15 protein-coding genes are annotated in these 18,234 nt (G+C 45.9%); 1 reads left to right on the forward strand and 14 read right to left on the reverse strand.

The genetic code is table 11. The annotated features are described in order from the left end of the window. Positions 1–26 precede the first annotated feature (26 nt). The 4 genes from ACFQZT_RS03125 to ACFQZT_RS03140 all read right to left on the reverse strand — a co-directional run bounded on the left by ACFQZT_RS03125 (position 27) and on the right by ACFQZT_RS03140 (position 4,571). The gene (locus ACFQZT_RS03125) at positions 27–860 is read right to left on the reverse strand and encodes a sugar ABC transporter permease (RefSeq protein ID WP_379296433.1); all 834 of its coding nucleotides are present in this window, start codon (positions 858–860) and stop codon (positions 27–29) included. 17 nt (positions 861–877) lie between these two features. Beyond that, entirely contained in the window at positions 878–2,176 is a 1,299-nt protein-coding gene (locus ACFQZT_RS03130; RefSeq protein ID WP_379296435.1) for a sugar ABC transporter permease, read from the reverse strand. Positions 2,177–2,188: 12 nt separating this feature from the next. Next, a complete protein-coding gene (locus ACFQZT_RS03135) occupies positions 2,189–3,481 on the reverse strand; it encodes a sugar ABC transporter substrate-binding protein (RefSeq protein ID WP_379296437.1) in 1,293 nt (430 codons plus the stop codon). A 178-nt stretch (positions 3,482–3,659) separates the two neighbouring features. Then, positions 3,660–4,571: a YVTN family beta-propeller repeat protein gene (locus tag ACFQZT_RS03140; protein ID WP_379296439.1), complete on the reverse strand. Its 912-nt coding sequence runs from the start codon at positions 4,569–4,571 to the stop codon at positions 3,660–3,662. A 178-nt stretch (positions 4,572–4,749) separates the two neighbouring features. On the opposite strand from ACFQZT_RS03140, the gene ACFQZT_RS03145 reads away from it, so the two are divergent. Next, positions 4,750–5,802: an LLM class flavin-dependent oxidoreductase gene (locus ACFQZT_RS03145; RefSeq protein WP_379297934.1), complete on the forward strand. Its 1,053-nt coding sequence runs from the start codon at positions 4,750–4,752 to the stop codon at positions 5,800–5,802. 529 nt (positions 5,803–6,331) lie between these two features. Here the strand turns inward: ACFQZT_RS03145 and ACFQZT_RS03150 are convergent. The 10 genes from ACFQZT_RS03150 to ACFQZT_RS03200 form a co-directional block, all read right to left on the reverse strand. After that, the gene (locus tag ACFQZT_RS03150; RefSeq protein WP_379296441.1) at positions 6,332–7,888 is read right to left on the reverse strand and encodes a response regulator transcription factor; all 1,557 of its coding nucleotides are present in this window, start codon (positions 7,886–7,888) and stop codon (positions 6,332–6,334) included. A gap of 73 nt (positions 7,889–7,961) precedes the next feature. Further along, positions 7,962–9,773 carry a sensor histidine kinase gene (locus ACFQZT_RS03155; protein ID WP_379296443.1) on the reverse strand — a complete coding sequence of 604 codons (1,812 nt, stop codon included), beginning with the start codon at positions 9,771–9,773 and terminating at the stop codon, positions 7,962–7,964. A gap of 27 nt (positions 9,774–9,800) precedes the next feature. Next, a complete protein-coding gene (locus ACFQZT_RS03160; protein WP_379296445.1) occupies positions 9,801–11,102 on the reverse strand; it encodes an ABC transporter substrate-binding protein in 1,302 nt (433 codons plus the stop codon). A gap of 449 nt (positions 11,103–11,551) precedes the next feature. Next, positions 11,552–13,120 carry a phosphoenolpyruvate carboxykinase (ATP) gene (gene pckA, locus ACFQZT_RS03165; RefSeq protein ID WP_379296447.1) on the reverse strand — a complete coding sequence of 523 codons (1,569 nt, stop codon included), beginning with the start codon at positions 13,118–13,120 and terminating at the stop codon, positions 11,552–11,554. 129 nt (positions 13,121–13,249) lie between these two features. Next, a complete protein-coding gene (gene gap / locus ACFQZT_RS03175; protein ID WP_379296451.1) occupies positions 13,250–14,290 on the reverse strand; it encodes a type I glyceraldehyde-3-phosphate dehydrogenase in 1,041 nt (346 codons plus the stop codon). Positions 14,291–14,517: 227 nt separating this feature from the next. After that, positions 14,518–15,015, reverse strand: coding sequence for a DinB family protein (locus ACFQZT_RS03180; protein WP_379296453.1), 498 nt, complete (start codon positions 15,013–15,015; stop codon positions 14,518–14,520). A gap of 69 nt (positions 15,016–15,084) precedes the next feature. Continuing rightward, on the reverse strand, positions 15,085–16,083 hold the full coding sequence (locus tag ACFQZT_RS03185) for a helix-turn-helix transcriptional regulator (protein ID WP_379296455.1): 999 nt from the start codon (positions 16,081–16,083) through the stop codon (positions 15,085–15,087). Positions 16,084–16,128: 45 nt separating this feature from the next. Continuing rightward, positions 16,129–16,713 (reverse strand): YdeI/OmpD-associated family protein, encoded by a 585-nt coding sequence (locus ACFQZT_RS03190; RefSeq protein ID WP_379296457.1) that lies wholly within the window; start codon positions 16,711–16,713, stop codon positions 16,129–16,131. A 73-nt stretch (positions 16,714–16,786) separates the two neighbouring features. Further along, positions 16,787–17,389 carry a hypothetical protein gene (locus tag ACFQZT_RS03195; RefSeq protein WP_379296459.1) on the reverse strand — a complete coding sequence of 201 codons (603 nt, stop codon included), beginning with the start codon at positions 17,387–17,389 and terminating at the stop codon, positions 16,787–16,789. A 76-nt stretch (positions 17,390–17,465) separates the two neighbouring features. After that, complete coding sequence (locus ACFQZT_RS03200; RefSeq protein WP_379296461.1) at positions 17,466–18,227, reverse strand: hydroxypyruvate isomerase family protein; 762 nt, start codon at positions 18,225–18,227, stop codon at positions 17,466–17,468. Positions 18,228–18,234 lie beyond the last annotated feature (7 nt).

Below are 18,234 nucleotides of genomic sequence, written 5' to 3' on the forward strand. Positions count from 1 at the left end.
CCTTTCATGGGATTTATTTTCTTCCATTACCCTTTATCAGCACCTGCCGTAATTCCGTTAATTAAATACTTTTGGAAATACATATACAGCAAGGTGATTGGCAATGCCACCAGCACAGCACCGGCAGCAAAAAGCGTAAAGCTGGAATTCGTTTCGTTGGCCACCATATTATATAACCCTTGCGCCAAAGTCATTTTTTCCGATGATCTCAAAACGATTTGCGGCAATATAAAATCCATGAATGGCGTTATAAAACTATTTAGTGCAACAAATGTAATCGCCGGCAGCGATAAAGGAAATATAATCTTGAAAAACACATCCGTATTGCTTGCTCCATCGATATAAGCGGCTTCCTCAAGACTTTTCGGGATCGTATCGAAATGACCTTTCATCACCCATGTCCCCATCGAAACGGACCCACCTGCATAGACAAGGATTAAACCCAAATGGGTATCCAGCAATTTCGTCTGTAATAACAAAACAAAAATCGCCATGACGGATAAGAAGCCAGGGAACATTTGAAGAATCAACAAGATCATTAATCCTTGTTTCCTGCCCTTGAAGCGAAATCTCGAGAAAGCGTAAGCAGTCACAGCTACAAGAGTTGTCGACACAACCGCATTCGATAAAGCGATTTTTATTGTATTTTTATACCACAGCACAAAATCAGTGTTTCTTATAAGTTCCGTGTAATGAGCGATTGTCGGTTCAGCAGGAATCATCTTACTAACCAGCAGGGCATCGCCCGGGTTCAGAGAGGTGCCGACAACCCAAATGATCGGATAGAACACCGCTACCAGCAAAACGGCAAAAACCATGTAAATCCCAGTTACGATCAAGTTGGCTTTTAATTTAGACATGTAGACCAAATCCTCTTCTAGACTGACTTCATCCGCTTATAATTCCATAAAGAAAAAATCGCAATAAATATAAACATAATGACGGACACTGCAGAAGCCATGTTAAATTGACTTTGATTAAGCGTCATCTTAAAGATCCACGAGATGAGAATATCCGTGCTTCCTGCATAATAATAGGATGGACTATCCGGTTTACCGTCCGTAAGCAGATAAATTAAATTGAAGTTATTGAAATTAAAGGCAAATTGCATGATTAATATGGGTGCGGTAGCCTGCAGGACAAGCGGAAGAGTAATCTTGAAAAACTTTTGTTTGCCTGAGGCACCATCTACTTCAGCAGCTTCGTAAAGGTCGTGCGGCATTGTCGTTAAAACCCCCGACATCAACGCCATAAGAAAAGGCGTAGAAAACCACAAATTAACAAGGATAATCGAACATTTTGCCATCGTCGGATCGGATAGCCAAGGTACCGGTGAAAATCCAAATTTACCGATTACATCATTAATTGGGCCAAACGAACCATTTAATAATACCCTGAAAACCAGTATAGAAATGAATTGCGGGACTGCCCATGGCAAAATAAAGACGGTTCGCCAAAATCTTTTGAATTTGATCTTAGGGTGGTTCAGCATCATCGCCAAAATTAACCCGCTAAAAAATACAGAAGTGCTGGAAGCTACGGCCCATACTAAATTCCATACGGAGATGCCTAGGAACGTAGATCTCCATGCCTTTTGTGCAATTAAATCATAAAATGTTCGTAGACCCACCCAATTCACTAAAGCTCGATCAGGAATATGGGCAGGAGCCGAATAGTTCGTAAAAGCAATCAAAACATTAAAAACGAGCGGTATAATCGTAACAAAGAGTACGAAAAAAGTTGCAGGCATCAATAGTAAATAAGGGAAATGTCTAAATTTCGCTTTTCTTATAGAGTCCTTGAAGCCTGGGGGATTACCTCCTGCATCCCTAAGCCCCCCATTTTTATGGGCATCATAAATGTTGATTACGTAGAAGCCTAAGTACAAAAGTATAACCACAATTGTAATCAGACCGTTGATTAACATAAAGATGGAGTGATCGCCTTGGACCACTTTCCCATTGATGATTTGGGTTGGTACATGACCTAAAGTAATAAATCCCATAATACCTTTATAAGCAATTGGGTAATAAATCCAAAATAACCATTGAGCCAGGATGATGAATATTAAGCCTTTTAGATATTGCTTGTTATACAGTTGACCTAGACCCATAAAAATAGTAGAGCAGATAGCGGCTTTTGTTCGATGTCGAAGAACGCTATGTTTCAGATCCATACGTAGACCGCCTTATTTCTTAGTCTTCATTGCTGTCTTGATTTGTTCTACCGCGTTATTTAGAACAGTCGTCGGGTCTTGGTTGTCGTTCCAAATGGAAGCAAGCGCTGCTCCTGCGGGCACCCAAACATTACCCATTTCTGGAATTGACGGCATAGGTGTCGAATAATTCGCTTGTTCCAGGAAAGCAGATGCATTAGCGTCCTTCGTAATGATCGGATCATTCATAATGTCTTTCCTAGGAGGCAGCTGGGTCGTCATTTTATACCGGTTCATTAAATTCTCTTTACTTGTTGCATAACTGGCAAACAATTTCGCAGCAATCGGGTATTTGGTGTACGAGTTTACATACAACGCTCTAATTCCCGAAAAACTTTTTGGATGTTCTCCATTAGGTAAAAGAGGAAGTGGAGCGACCCCATACTCAAAATTCACCTTTGACAAGCTCGACATTAACCAGGGTCCATTGATGACGGCTGCCGTTTTTCCTTCTTGGAAGAAGCCAGTAATAATATTATCGTTGATGTCATTTACGTTTAACGGAAGTATTTTCTTTAACGATTGGAAGAACTTCGCCCCTTCAATCGCTTTTGTACTATTCAGGCCAATATCGGTTGCATCCGTACCATTCTTACCAAATACATATCCACCGTAACCGGCAAGGAACGAATAGGATTGATACAACTGGCCTACATCCCACATGAAGGCGTACTTTTTACTCTTTGGATCGTTATAGCCTTCAGCAAACTTGATGATTTCTTCGTAAGTTTTCGGTGCTTTTTCCATCAGCTTTTTATTGTAAAATAGCGCGTAGGTGTCAATGGCTGTAGGAAACCCATACAAATCTCCTTTATAGCTGACCCCTTCAATTGCCGCAGACATAAATTCATTTTTCTTGCCTTCGTTAAACAGATCGTTCTGTAAAACAAGTCCTGCCATAACGGCATTGCCTAATTGATCGTGAGGTGCTGAGAATACATCAGCCCCAATCCCGGCAGGGCCGTCTGTCGTAAGTTTTTTTACAGAGTCTATCGCAGGAACAGCTTCTACCTTCACTTTAACGCCATATTCTTTTTCAAAGCTTGCTGAGATCGCTTTCAAATAATCCAATTCAGGACCTTTTGACTCCCAAACGAGCAACTGAGCCCCAGCCTCCGGTTTAGCCCCTCCTTGCTTTTTGTTGTCTTGATCTGCTTGACCTTGCTCGGGTTGGGTCGGCAAATGATCACTCTTCCCACAACCGGCGAGAAATGAAAAGCTGAAAAGAGCAGCAATAACTGAGGTAATCAACAAACGTTTGGACATTCATATTCCCCCTTTAAATTTTACTGAATCGTTTAAGTACCTAAACGTTTAAGTAACGACACTGTAATAATAACTTTTAACCTTTATCGAAGTCAATGGAAAAATTCTGGGACAGCTCTGCTAATGCTTCTTGCCTAACAAAGAAGGAGCCACCTTGCGGTTAGCTCCAATAGTCCGGTTAAACAGGGATAATGGCCAGCCCCGAGGCTGCATTTCCAACTGTTATCGTGTCAATGACCTTATTATCTTTGATTCTTATAACAGATACTGTATTTTCTCCAAAATTAGCCACATACGCATATTTGCCATCTTGTGTAATGGCCACGATCCCGGGTCTCTTCCCCACAGGAACGGTAGCGATCACGATGTTCTTTTTTAACTTAATGACTGAAACTGTGTTATCTCCTTCATTGCCAACATAGGCAAATTTGTTGTTAGGGGTTATGGCTACACCTACCGGCATACTGCCGACTTGGATCATATCCTTGATTTTTCCGCTATGAGTACCTATGACCAAAACATTATTATCCGTGGTCACATAAGCAAATTTGCCATTTCTCGTGAAGGCAATTTGATCCGGACCCGCTCCAGCGGGGATAATGTCAATCACCCTATTGCGTTTCACTTCAATAACAGAAATCGTATTGCTGTCGTTATTGCTTACATATCCTAAAGTTCTTCTACCTGGTTTCTTAGGCATAATAGTAACACCTACGGGATTGTTGCCGACCATTATCGTATCAATGATCTTTTTTTTCTTTATACTTATAACTGAAACCGTGTTGTCGGCCGCATTCGTAACGTAGACGAACTTTTGCGAAGTACCTACATCGGACGGACTGTTCCCGACCTGGATCGTGCGGATAATTGTATTCGTTTTCCTATTGATGACTTGCGTGGTATTGTCGAGTTTATTGACGACATAAGCATACTTCCCATCGGGTGTGACAGCGATTTCAAAAGGTCCTCTACCGGTCTTGATTGTAGCCTTGACCTTTCTTGTCCGAGTATCAATCACCGAAATAGTATCATCGTTAAAATTTGTCACATATGCGAAATGAAATGACGGTGTTCGTTTCCGATTTGTCACTAATCTCCCTCCTCCGTTTCATGCGTTAATCTAGTTTATTTATTTGCCACAGGAGTGGCACGGCCATCACATAGATTATCGCCCCACGCTAACTTACTAAATTTGAGAAACCGTAAAAAAATGAGTAAACTGGAAGTAACGAAGGAGGAGAATCAAAATGGCCGATCAGGTAACAAACATGGAAATAGGAATCAGCACATTTTTGGAAACTACGCCCGACCCGGTGACAGGAGCGGTTATCAGCCATGCCGAGCGATTGCGGAATGCGGTTGAGGAGATCGTGCTCGCCGATCAGGTCGGTCTGGATGTCTATGGAATCGGGGAGCACCATCGGGCCGATTACGCAGGGACCTCGCCCGCGGTTGTTCTGGCAGCAGCTGCTGCCATGACCAAGCACATAAGGCTCACAAGTGCCGTTACTGTGCTGTCCTCAGACGACCCTGTACGAGTGTATCAAGCTTTCTCCACCCTTGACGGCATCTCTAATGGCCGTGCTGAAATTATGGCGGGCCGGGGTTCGTTCATTGAATCTTTTCCTCTTTTTGGCTACAGCCTGGATGATTATGATGAATTGTTCGACGAAAAGCTTGAACTGCTGCTAGCTATCAGATCTTCAGAGAAGGTGACTTGGAGCGGCCGTCATCGTCCTGCCATCCATAATCTCGGTGTCTATCCACGGTCCGTTCAGAACCCGCTCCCGGTGTGGATTGCAAGCGGCGGGACTGCACAATCGGCTATCCGGGCAGGCATGCTAGGACTTCCGATCGCATTCGCCATCATCGGCGGAATGCCGGAAAGTTTTGCTCCTTTGGTCAAGCTCTATAAGGAGGCTGCCGCGCGGGCCGGACACGATCCTGACAATCTGTCGATTGCGACGCACTCGCACGGATTTGTCGGAGAAACAACCGAGCAGGCTGCCGATCTATTCTTCCCTTCAACGCAGGCCCAAATGAATGTAATTGGGCGCGAGCGAGGTTGGGGGCAGAATTACACCCGCGCAACTTATGATGCCGCGCGCAGTCTACGGGGTGCCCTTTATGTCGGCGATCCCGAATATGTTGCGGAAAAGATTCTCCTACTGCGCAAAAATTTGGGAGTCACCCGTTTTTTCCTGCATGTCAATGTCGGCACGATGCCGCACCGTGAAGTCTTGCATGCTATCGAGCTGCTCGGCACCAAGGTTGCTCCGATCGTACGCAAGAAGCTCGCCCGCATCGGGGCGAAGGAATAAGCAAGGCTCTCAAGGCTCAACGGACAGCCTCTGACGTTTTCATAAGATAAGGACCTGAGGCTGGCTGTGCCTCAGGTCCTTATCTTATGCGGAAAATCCGCTTTAATTTTGCAAATCAAGCAGCCCTGAGTCAACGTCAATATTGCCTGCGATCGGATCTTCCGATGACGAGTTTCGGAGAAGGAATCACATGGTTGCTACGCTCCCTGCTGATAGCCAGAATAACGAACCAGGGTCGTTAATAGTAACACAATTTGACGCTAAATGAATGGCGAAGCGGTCAAATCATAGCTCCAGAGAACAAAGGTCCATATGTTAAGAACTTTGTTCGTTAAATATGGACCTTTGTTCTCTATCCTCTCATTCATAGGCAACCAGCTCGGAAATTGCGCCCCGCGGGTCTCTATTAGAGAACAATTGTTCTAATGAGGAAGCCAGAGGTCCTTTTTATGCGCAACCAGCGGCCATCAAAGAAGTATGATCACCAATCAACCCGATATAGCACTATCCGCTTCATTTCACCCTATTTTCAAGTATAGCTGTCTTTCATTGTTGACCTGAATTCCTTGACCGTCATTCCCTCCACCTCTTTAAATACCTTGCAAAAATAGGAAGTCTCCTGGAAACCGGTACGTTCTGCGACTTCGTACACCTTCAAAGTAGAATTGCGGAGCAGTTGTTTGGCCTTCTGAATCCGGCAGCGGTTCATATATTCAACGATTCGCATACCGGTCTCATTTTTAAATATATTCGATAAGTAATTCGTACTTAAGTTTAGCAAATCGGCGAGTTGAACGACGGTTACATCTTCCGCATAATGATCATGCATATATTCAATCGCCAGTTGAATTTCTCTGCGGAACGTCGCACGTTCCCCCACGCTCCCCATTACTTCGGAGACCATTTCCAGAAACAATTGCCTGATTCGAACCAGCGGTTGCAACGTTTCAATAGCTTCATGCAATTCCTTGTTCCATTGCTCCATCCGGCCGGAATGCTTGTTTTTTTCCAAGGCGAGCGCCTTGAGCAGTGAATATAAATCAATAAGCAGCTGCCGAAGTTCTGTAAATTCAGGCCGGCACTCGCTCAATTTTTGAAATAATGCTTCGATTTGCTTCTCCACATCCGGCCTGTGGCCGTTTTTCATCGTTGTAATTAAAGTCTCCAATGACGGAGCGTTCGCCGCGCTTTCCGCTGAGGACATTCCTAATGAAGGGATGGAAGAATACGTATACACATTTCCCGGTCCTTCGTAAACGGCGTAATGCAAAGCCCCCTCTGCCTGGCTGTACAGATCCGCCAAATCCTTCAAACCTGAACCAATGGAACTCGTACCTACCGTCAAGGTCCCACCCCGCTGCTTAACCCGGGCAAACAGCTCTGATACAATGGATTGCGTTTCCTCCGTACATTTCCGCTCGCTCTTCTCATCGGGAAAAGAGTAGATAACAGCCGTTCTACGCTCCGAAATCGGTACGATCACACACCGCCGATCATTGTCGCTGCGCCTCTCCTCGGCTGTCAGTTTACCTTCCGCCAACATCACCACGCAAAGTTCGTTATGAACAGGGAATTGAACGGCAGCGGCCTGGTCCTCCATCTCTATTGCATCCTTCCATTCTCCGAAAAGCAGCTTCCGGCCTACTATCCACCTCATCTCTTGCAGACTGGAAGCCAGAATCGTTTCTTTTTTCTTCCGTTCCTGATCGGCCGAAATCTGCGCTTTCATCTGCTGGAGAAGCTGCTTGATCGCCGCAGGTTCCAGATCATGTTTTAACAAATAGTCCTCCGCGCCAAGCTTCAATGCTTCTTTCACAAAACGAAAATCATCATACGAACTGAGCGCGACAATTTTAATGCCAGGGTCGGTTCGTTTCACGTTCTGAATGAGGTCAATCCCGTTCATTTCCGGCATCGTAATGTCGGTTACGATCAAATCCACGTGAGTGTGCTGAAGCAAGTCCAGCGCGTGGCAGCCGTTCAGCGCCTCGCTAACAATCTGGAAGCCGTAGTCTTCCCAACGGATTATGGATTTAATGGCATAACGGTAAATGGCGTTATCCTCTACAATCATCGCGTTCAACATATCCGTTCCTCCTAAAAGTTTTGCGTTTGCAAAACTGGCATCGTATGCATAAGCTGAGTTTTCCTCAGAAAACTCACTTCGTAAGATTAGGCATAGGCTTATACGGCAATCGCAAAATCGCCTTCGTCCATTGCCCAGGAACACTTTCGTAGCTGAGTCCATAACTTTCCCCGTAATACAAGTGAATCCGTTCGTTCACATTGCGAATACCTATGCTCGTCACCCCGGGCATGGCTTCTTTCCGATCTTCGCCGTTCAGAATTCGGGTAATTTGTCGATCGTCCATGCCGACCCCGTTATCCTCGACAATGATCACTAGCCGGTGATCTTCTTTATAGGCTCGGAGGGTAATGACCCCGCTTCCTTTGGACATTTCAATACCATGAAGAATGGCATTTTCCACAAGCGGTTGAAGGATAAAGTAGGGCACTTCACTGCCTAGAACCGTATCGTCAACTTCGTAATTTATCTGGAAAGCTTCGCCATATCCGATTTTTTGAATAAAGATATAGTTCTTCAAATGGTTCAATTCCTGATCCAAGCGATGGAACTCCCCGACGCGGCGGACCGAGTACTTCAACAAGTCGATGACCGCTGTCATCATGCGCTCGATTTCAGGCTGTTCGTGCATATGGGCATACCATTTGACAGTACCCAAAGTATTGTAAAGAAAATGCGGGTTAATTTGGCTCATCAACACTGTAAATTCAGCCTGCTGCTTGGCAATCCGCTCTTTGTAAACGGTATTGATCAAGTCGTTGATCCGGGCGACCATGAAATTAAATCTTACCGATAAACTGCCGATTTCATCCCTGCCCAGCGGGGCAATGCGAACGTCAAAGTTACCGTCCTCCACTTTACGCATCGTCTGCTCCAACAATTTAATATTCCTTGTAGTCGAGTTGGAGAGCAGAACCGCAATCCCAGTTGAAATCAAAATGGCTAACAGCGAGACAAGGACAATAACCATCACTAATACACGCGTATCCGAAAGCAAATTGGACATTGGAATAAAACAAAGTACCCGCCAGCCTAGGGTTGCTGTACGTTCTTGAATGAGCAGATAACCGCCTGCTCTGACATTTTCTACGGATGCCATCGAGGAACGGCCGTCTTGAAAACTATTTGAAAGGCTTCTGGTGATAAGATCATCCGTTTCCTCGGTTCCTCCGCCTGCAAGCAGCTCGTTGATTTGATTAAGAATGGCCATATTATTAGGCTGTATGATTGAACTGTTGGTATTTAAAGACGAGAAGTAACCCGAATCGATACTAAAGATAATCGTACCTAAGCTATGATCAATTTGGTTAACATCGCTGAAATCACGAACAAGAAACACTTCTTTATTTTGCCGAAAAGAGGGCGTCCATCCTTTACTGATTCCGTGCTTTTCCAAATAAGCGGATGCTTGATTCGTAATCTCATAGACGGTGTTTTGGTCATACGCATGATTAAGCCCTTTTTTATTTTCCCACCAATAGACACGTCCCCCCTTCGTTTGAATGAAAATCGAATTCATATAAGGGTTGCCATTCCCGTATTGAGCAAGCAGAAACTCCATACGGCTGCGAAACGCCGGATAATTCTCAGCGGTAACCGCTTCGCCTTTCTCCGATACGATTTGCCGGATCGCGCTGTCGCTCATGACATAGACCGATGAAGTGAACACTTCTTTCGCCCGGTTCTCAATATTATCGGAAACTTGATGAATGACCTGCATGGCGAGATCCTTCGTATTGGACTCGATGAATTGAATGGATGCATAGATGGCGGCTCCGCCGATTGTGGCCGTAATAAACAAGATAAGAATCATATTGGAAAGTAAAATTTTCGTCCTAATGCGGTAATCTTTGATCCGACTTATTTTCCATGGGCTAATCGGCATGACTGAACGCTCCTTGTTTACTTGTCATTACGCCCGTTTCCGAATCCGGTCAAAAGCTTGATCCAGCTCTTCGATACATCGATCCACATTGTGAGTTTTATCGATTACAAATTTTGTGAGAGCATCCACATATGTTCTAAGAAGATCCTGATTTGTAAAATCGCTCGTGTATGGAGACCAATCGTAGACCTTATCGGTCTTTATATATTGCTGATCCAATTCGACGTATGTGGGATCAAAATCGGTCGGCAAGCCCTTAATGACGGATAGCGCTTTTTTGTCCTTTTGGAACACATTGCCCATTTCCTGCGAAGCGAACAGCTCCAGCATTTGAAGCGCTGCTTCTTTATGCGGAGATTTGGGGTTGATCACGATACCGCCGGTTGATTTCAACCCAAATTTGGCGTCTTCCGGATTATCGGAATACGGAAAAGCGAATAGTCCGAGATTAGCAGCCGGATTTTTCGATTTCACCCCATCCACCGTCCATGTTCCGTTCAGGATCATCCCCGCTTTACCTTCTGCAAGCATCTGCTGCGCCTGATTCCAATCCGTTTCGAACGGCTTGTCATTGATATAAGCTAGCCGCTCTCCGAAACGCTTCAAAACATCCTTGAAATGGACCTGATCGTTTGCAAAAGAAGTTTTGCCCGTCTCTACGTTGGAAATCCAATTCTCCCCGCTGACAAACTGGTTCGCCATGAGATCGCCGGCGATGTCCCATAAAAGCGTCCAGCTATCCTTGTATCCGGCTGCAATCGGGACGATGCCCGCGTTTCGTAACTTGGCGCAAGCTTCCAGAAAAGCAGGCCAAGTCGTCGGTACCGCGCGGATGCCCGCTTTGGCAAATGCGTCCTTATTATAAATGACGCCAACGCCGTTCACATCAATCGGCAAGGCCCATATTTTCCCGTCTGCCGTTTTCACACCGTTCAAATATTTCTCATCGATTTGCGATAGAAACGGCTGACCGGTTAAATCCATCGCAAATCCCGAATGGATCAGATCCTTCGCATAGTCGATCGAATCCAGCATATAGATATCCGGCATATTGTCCGATATGGCACGGGTACGAAGCAGACTCATATAGGTTCCGCCGTCAACGCCCATCAGCCCGAAACTATACTCCGGATGCTTCTTCGCAAACAACTGCGTTCCGGTGTCCAACCATTTCCTTGCGCCCTCTTCGTCAAAATGATGAATCCACGTAAGTGCTTGCGGCTTGGTTGTGTTGGACCCCTGCAAAGGCATCAACGTTGACGATTTAGATTGACAAGCCGTAAGCGAACATGTCAGCAAAAGCAGTAGAGCAATCCAATAAGTCTTCATGATTCCCCTCACTTTAATGATAGCGGTTACAAGTATTATACCGGAAAATAGCGGAAAATGAATACAGTCTGGGCTCATACATTTGAGCAAGGAGAGGAATTGGGAACCCACACATGCTTATATCTGAAAGCCTAATCCGGTCTTTATCTCAGCCCAATAACTCTCCCTCTCAAATAAAGCGCCCAATGTTCTCTAATAAGACACTCAAGTGACTCTAAAAATGTGTGATTCAACCGCCAAAGATCGCATTGAGAACAAGATTCCATATATAACGAAAAGAGTTCTCTAATTATAGACTTTTGTTCTTTCGAGCTCGTTTTTGATCATTTTTCATTTATTTTGCGTCAAACTAGTTCGCTATTAGCGCCTCTTGTTCTCTCTTGCGAAACTCGCCTCAAATCATGACTATGGCAAAAAAGCATGCTGCCGCGGCAGCATGCTTTTCATGATTATTTATCCAAACGTGGTCCAGCCATTTTCACTTGTTCGTCAACATTTGTGAATTTCTTGAAGTTTCGGATGAAACGGTTGGCCAGATCCAACGCTGCTACCTCATAAGCTTCCGGATCCTGCCACGTATTTCGCGGCTGCAGAACTTCGCTAGGTACGCCTTCAACAGAATCAGGGCACATAAGTCCAAATATGGGATCAGCCTTGAAATCAGCGCCTTCAATCGTACCATTCAAAGCCGCAGTCACCATCGCCCGCGTATAAGCTAACTGCATCCGTTTACCTACGCCGACAGGCCCCCCAGTCCAACCGGTGTTGACGAGGTAAACTTTCACTCCATGCTCATCAATTTTCTGACCGAGCAATTGTGCGTAGACGGTTGGCGGAAGCGGAAGGAACGGCGCGCCGAAGCAGGAAGAGAAGGTCGCCTCCGGCTCCGTAACCCCTCTCTCCGTTCCCGCAAGTTTGGAGGTATATCCGGACAAGAAGTGATACATCGCTTGTTCTTTCGTCAGCTTCGAGATCGGCGGCAATACGCCGAAGGCATCTGCCGTTAAGAAAATGATGACGCCCGGATGACCGGCCGTTCCCGGAATCATCGCGCCAGAAATCGCCTCAATAGGATAAGCTGCACGCGTGTTTTCCGTAATGCTTGTATCCTGGTAATCCGCTAAGCCCGTCTTAGGATCAAGCACAACATTTTCCAAGACTGAACCGTACCCGATGGCCTGCCAAATTTGCGGCTCTTTTTCTTGAGAGAGGTTCGCACATTTGGCATAACAGCCGCCTTCAAAATTGTACACGCCGTGATCGGTCCAGCCATGCTCGTCATCTCCGATTAATCGGCGGTTCGGGTCGGCGGAAAGCGTCGTTTTCCCCGTTCCCGAAAGACCGAAGAACAACGCTACGTCACCATCCTTACCTACATTGGCCGAGCAGTGCATGGGGAGGGCGCCTTTTAACGGCAGCAAGTAATTCAATACGCTGAAAATCGATTTTTTCATCTCTCCCGCATATTCCGTGCCTCCGATAAGTACGATCTTTTTCTCGAAAGATAGGCAAATGAACGTCTCCGAGTTCGTACCGTGAAGAGCGGGGTCAGCTTTTAAGCCGGGAAGCGCGATGACGGTAAATTCAGCTTTATGGCTCTTCAATTCTTCTTCCGTCGGGCGGATGAACAGCTGCTTGACGAATAGATTATGCCACGCGTATTCATTAACGACCCGAATAGGCAACTTATAAGCATCGTCGGCTCCTGCAAACCCGTCGAATACGAACAGCTCTTTTTCCGCCATGTAGTCCTGAGCCTTCTGATACAACAAATCGAACTGCTGGCTTGAGATGGGTTGGTTCACAGATCCCCATTCCACTTTGTCCAAAACGGACGGTTCCTTGACGATAAATTTATCTTTAGGCGAGCGGCCGGTATATGCGCCAGTGAATACTTGGAGAGCTCCAGTGGATGAAAGCACCCCTTCCTTACGCTCTAGCGCCAATTCAGTTAATTGGGATACGGATAATTGAAAATGAGTGCTTCCTTCTTTAACAAGTTCTGCGTTAACCTTCATTGCTGATTTCATCCTTTCGCGTTTCCAAGCATTCTTGCTCTAGGCAATCTGAGTAAAAAGTTGTCACTTTTTCCGTGTCGAGCGTTCCAAGTGTGGTCTGACAGTGCTTACACAAAATGACTCCCAGTTCTAAACAAGCTGATGCGTTTTCCATCCTTGTTTCACCCTTTCCGCCATAAGTTGTACCAGTTCGGATACACGATTCGTGTAACCCCATTCATTGTCGTACCAAGCCAATACTTTAATCTGATCTCCCATGACCATAATTGAAGGTCCGTCAATCACAGCAGAATTGGAGCAACCGATGTAGTCGGCAGATACGAGTGGTTCATCCGTATAACCGACATACCCGGCCAGCTTTCCTTCGGATGCCGACTTGAACACGGACTTGACTTGATCCAGGCTGACTGGAGAACGAGACACCTTTACGGTTAAATCAACCAGTGATACATCCTGTGTCGGAACGCGCAGCGAAAGTCCTTGAATATGTGGAGCCAGATGCGGAAGCACATCCGCAAGCGCTTTCCCTACGCCTGTCGTTGTTGGAACAATTGACTCCGTGCATGCCCGGGCTCTGCGCAAATCTTTATGCGGGTTGTCCATATGATTCTGATCGGAAGTAAAGGCGTGCACCGTCGTCATCCAACCGGCTTGGACGCCAAAAGCTTGGTCCAAAATATGCAATGTCGGCGATAAACAGTTCGTGGTGCAGGAAGCTGCAGATAACAACCGATGTTTCTCAGGATCATACTGATGGTCATTGATTCCCATCACTACGGTAAGGTCCATATCTTTGCCTGGCGCGGTAATCAGAACTTGCTTTGCCCCTGCAGAAATATGTTTCTCCGCTCCTTCTCTGTCGTTAAACTTGCCAGTCGCATCCACAACCAGTTGAACGCCAAGTTCTCTCCATGGGAGCTGCGCAGGATCTCTTTCAAAAGTAACTTGTATTTCTATACCATTAATAATCAGCTTTCCATCCCGAATGGAGATGTCGGCATCCCATCTTCCGTGAACGGTATCATATTTTAAAAGGTGTGCAATGGTTTCAACCGGGTAGATGCTATTCATTGCGACCAACCGAAACGCTTGCTGTTTATCGGAGCATATTTTTCTGATGAGCAGTCTGCCTATTCTGCCCATACCGCTTATCCCAACACCAATTGTCATTTTGAATTCTCCTTCGCTGCCTTAATTAGTGTGTTCCATTTGTTATTTAGTGTACACTATTAATTATTTATTGTACATAATAAATCATTAATTGGGCTTAAAAAGAATTTTTATCAGTCCCCTTAATATATGTGCCACACTATTTAATAATCATCGTGAACTGCAATAAAAAAAACCACCTTAAGATAAGGCGGTTCATTAGCATTCACGGTTTTATTCAGCTATGATCAAGCATAAGGTTCGATTCCCTTCTCTATCCAATCTTCGCGCGTCGGCCCCAGAACATTGGGAACTCTTATACCCGCTTGACGCATCAGTACTGTCATCTGACCGCGGTGATGAATTTCATGCCGCAACGAAAAACGCAATGATGCGCCATTCTGCCAATCCTCACCGCCCACATAGACAATCTGACGAAGCGTATCATCGGTCCACTGGCTTCTCACGGCACGCAGCATAGCTTTTCCAACACGACGGTATTCACTTGCAATCCTGGCAGCCGTTGCAGGAGCATCCGCTTCCGCTAAAGGCTCATCGTAGGATAATCCCAGATAGGTCATGAAGTTAATCGAGGTTACGAGATGCCAAGCAATCTGTCCAAGCTTACGCTGATTGTCCGAGACGATTTGTTGCAGCGATTCGTCTGTCAATGCGTCCAGAACCCGTTCGGTAATGGCGGATTCCATTTCAAACTCTTGCACGAAATCATTGATGCTAGTAAACACGCACGATCCCTCCGAAAATGTAATTTTCTTTCATAGCCTATTATATAGAGGGATTGCTGACATTTACGGTCAGTCATTATTGCTTTGAGTTATTGCCGCTAATTTCATCGATTCGTAGTGCGCCGCGATTCCGGCACTGACTTCCGCCAGCTTTTCGACAAGAATGTCCGGCTCGAGTATGGTCAGCGATTTTCCGTAAGGAAGAAGGTAGTAAGGTACATAAGACTGCAAAGATGAAAGGCCAAGCCTGAACATAGCTTGTCCGTCTATGCGTACTACAAGCGCGTGGCTAAACAACCAATGTTGGCATAAGAGATCCAGCGCTTGTTCATGCCCTTGTATTTTTACCTCGATGAGTGATTCTGCATCGAGAGAGTCCGGAAGCAAATTCCGCAGCAGAAAATCTTTAGCGGAAAAAGCGTCCGGGCGCTCGAATTGACGCTCGGTCGGCGCCAAGCTTACAATACGGTCCGTCCTGAAGCTGCGCAATTCCTGGCGAAGGCAGCAAAAGCCGACGACATACCAGCTTCCTTTCCAATAAACAATGCCGTATGGATCAAATATGCGTACGCTGGGAACTCCGCTAGTGCCATTCGCGTACTCCATCTCCACGGACTTGCACTCCGCTGCCGCCTCCTCCAAAACCCGAAGCAAGTCCCGCTGCTTCCCTTCGACCGGCGGGTGAATCACGGACAGCCCCGCGATATGCCGCTCAATGTGATCGAGCTGCTCTTCATTCGTATAGCGCTTTAACTTATCGACCGCGCGGCTAAGCGCATCCTCGAACGGATAGCCTGCCTCCTGGGCGAACGTTGAAGCGTGTACGAGCGCTTTCTGTTCATCCATATCAAACAGTAGCGGGGATTCCGCGAAACGGCCCAGAATTTGGTAGCCACCGTTCGGCCCTGAATCGGCAATGATAGGGACCCCGCTCGCACACAACGAGTCGATACATCGGTATACCGTACGAATATGAATCTCCAGCTTATCCGCGAGCTGCTGGGCGGTCATTCTTTTGCCCGACCTGAGCAGCCATAAGATCGTCAACATGTTGTCAGCTTTGGACATACCCTTTCCGATACCTTTCTGTTATGGAAGGAACCATCCTTCCGTTTAGGGGTAAATTTTTTCGCCATTCTCCAGCATCACGACAAATTGCCGGATTCGTTTTTCTCGGGTTTCTTGCTTCTTGGCATTATGGATTCTGAACAGGATCGCATACTTATTTTGTCTGTCCAACTGCTCATAGAATGCTTTCGCCTTGACGTGAAGCTCCAGTTCCATAGCGAAATCTTCGGGAACAGAGGCAACGCTTTGCGATTCATAGGCTTTATCCCATAGGCCGTTCTGTTTGGCAGCTTCAATCGCCTTGAATCCAGAAGTTCTCATTTTTCCATTTGCGATAAGCTTCTCCGCTTTTTCTTTATTGATTTTCGACCAGATGCTTTTGGCTCCTCGCGGGGTAAATCGTTGAAGCCATGTTTGTTCATCGAACGCCTCCTTACGGCTGTCAACCCAGCCAAAACATAACGCACTTTCGAGCGCTTCATCATAGGAAACAGAATCGATGCCGGAATTTTTTTTCGCGATTTGCAATCGGATTCCGGGCGAAGAATCATGATGACTGTCGAGCCATTGCTCGAGTGCGTGAGTGTCATTAAACAATAGAATGGGGAGTTCACCGGACTTTTTGACCACTCGATTCACCTCCTGTCAATAGTATAAACAATAATTACTGACAGAAGCAGTCAGTAATTCATTCATCCTCCTATTAAGAGGATATCCCTTTGTCTTTCGTCGATTGGAACGTAAGCGAAATGATTTGGTCGACTTTCTTAATTACTTCATTGGAGCCAAACCCTACTAAAAAACCAAAACTGATTTGAAAATACAACGCTTGCGTATTCGTCGCTACCGCTTGCGACGTTGAGCTATCCGACAATGAAATAAATCCGGCATTCAGCATAGACAGCGTCATAATCGCCAAAGCTCCGCCCATCCACGGCTTATAATAAAATGTCGAAAACCAAAGCCGAATACGGAAGGCGTCCGATAATTCGAGATTATTTTTCCCGATCGGATTCGTTAATTTGGCATACAGTTTTCTAAGACCAAACATGGCACTGCCAAGCACTCCAGCGCAGCAGACATTAAAAAAATAATAATGAAGCGCATTCATTCCGACAGAATCTTGTGAAAATAACAGGCCTGTTAACCACATACTGACCCTTGGGAATAAGCAAATCGTACAGATTAACATGAGTGAAACCAAGTAGGCAATAATAATAAAAATATGTCTGCGATCCTTGTTGTCGAATAATTCGTAAACGTTTTTCATGACTCTTTCTTCCGGTTCTTTTTCCGAATCAGCCATCGAATATCCCCCCAGTAGATATAAACATGCATCCTTACATGAGTATAGCTAATTTAGGGTGTCACAAGCTCTCGATTTATGATGTCGAAAGGGTGAATGCCTGCTTGATGCCTTCTGCGGCGTCATTTTCCGGGAAATATTCAAGACCTACAGCACCGGTATAACCCGTATGTTTAATAACCTGAAAAATGCGATCGTAGGCTAGCTCGCCGGTACTCAATTCCCGCCTGCCCGGGATGCCTGCAGCATGAAAATGGCCAATCCACTCGATGTTATCCTGAATCGTCGCGATAATATGTCCTTCGGTAATTTGCTGATGATAAATATCATAGAGAACACGGACGTGCGGGCTCCCGACCTGCTTAATCACGTCAAAAGCTTCGGCGGAAGAGGCCAAAAAGTAGCCCTTATGATCAATTCGCGTATTCAAAGGCTCTACAAGCAGCGTGATGCCAGCCTGCTCAAGCAGCGGAATGCACTGACGAAGACCATCGATCAGGGACTTTTTTTGTTCCTCTCTGGAAACACCCTTGAGGTCCTGGCCGACCTGCGAGATTAATTGACGGCAATTCAATCTGCCCGCGACCTTAATTGACTCCTTTAGTCCCTGCAGATAGGACTCCCGTTGCGACGCATCTACCAAGCTGATGAATTTCGTGCAGATCGCAGCGATCGATACGCCCATTTCTCCCACAGCACGCCCCACCGCTTCCAGATCCTTATCCCACCACGTCCAAAACTCAATCGTGTCACACCCGGCAGACTTAATGCTCCTCACACTTTCAGCGAAATCCTGATTTCGGTACAACGCATCTACGCAAACGGAAAGCTTCATCATTCTCCCT

Origin of the sequence: Paenibacillus sp. GCM10027628 (assembly GCF_042676385.1) — a bacterium.
In the GTDB taxonomy this organism is placed as follows: Bacteria; Bacillota; Bacilli; order Paenibacillales; family NBRC-103111; genus Paenibacillus_E.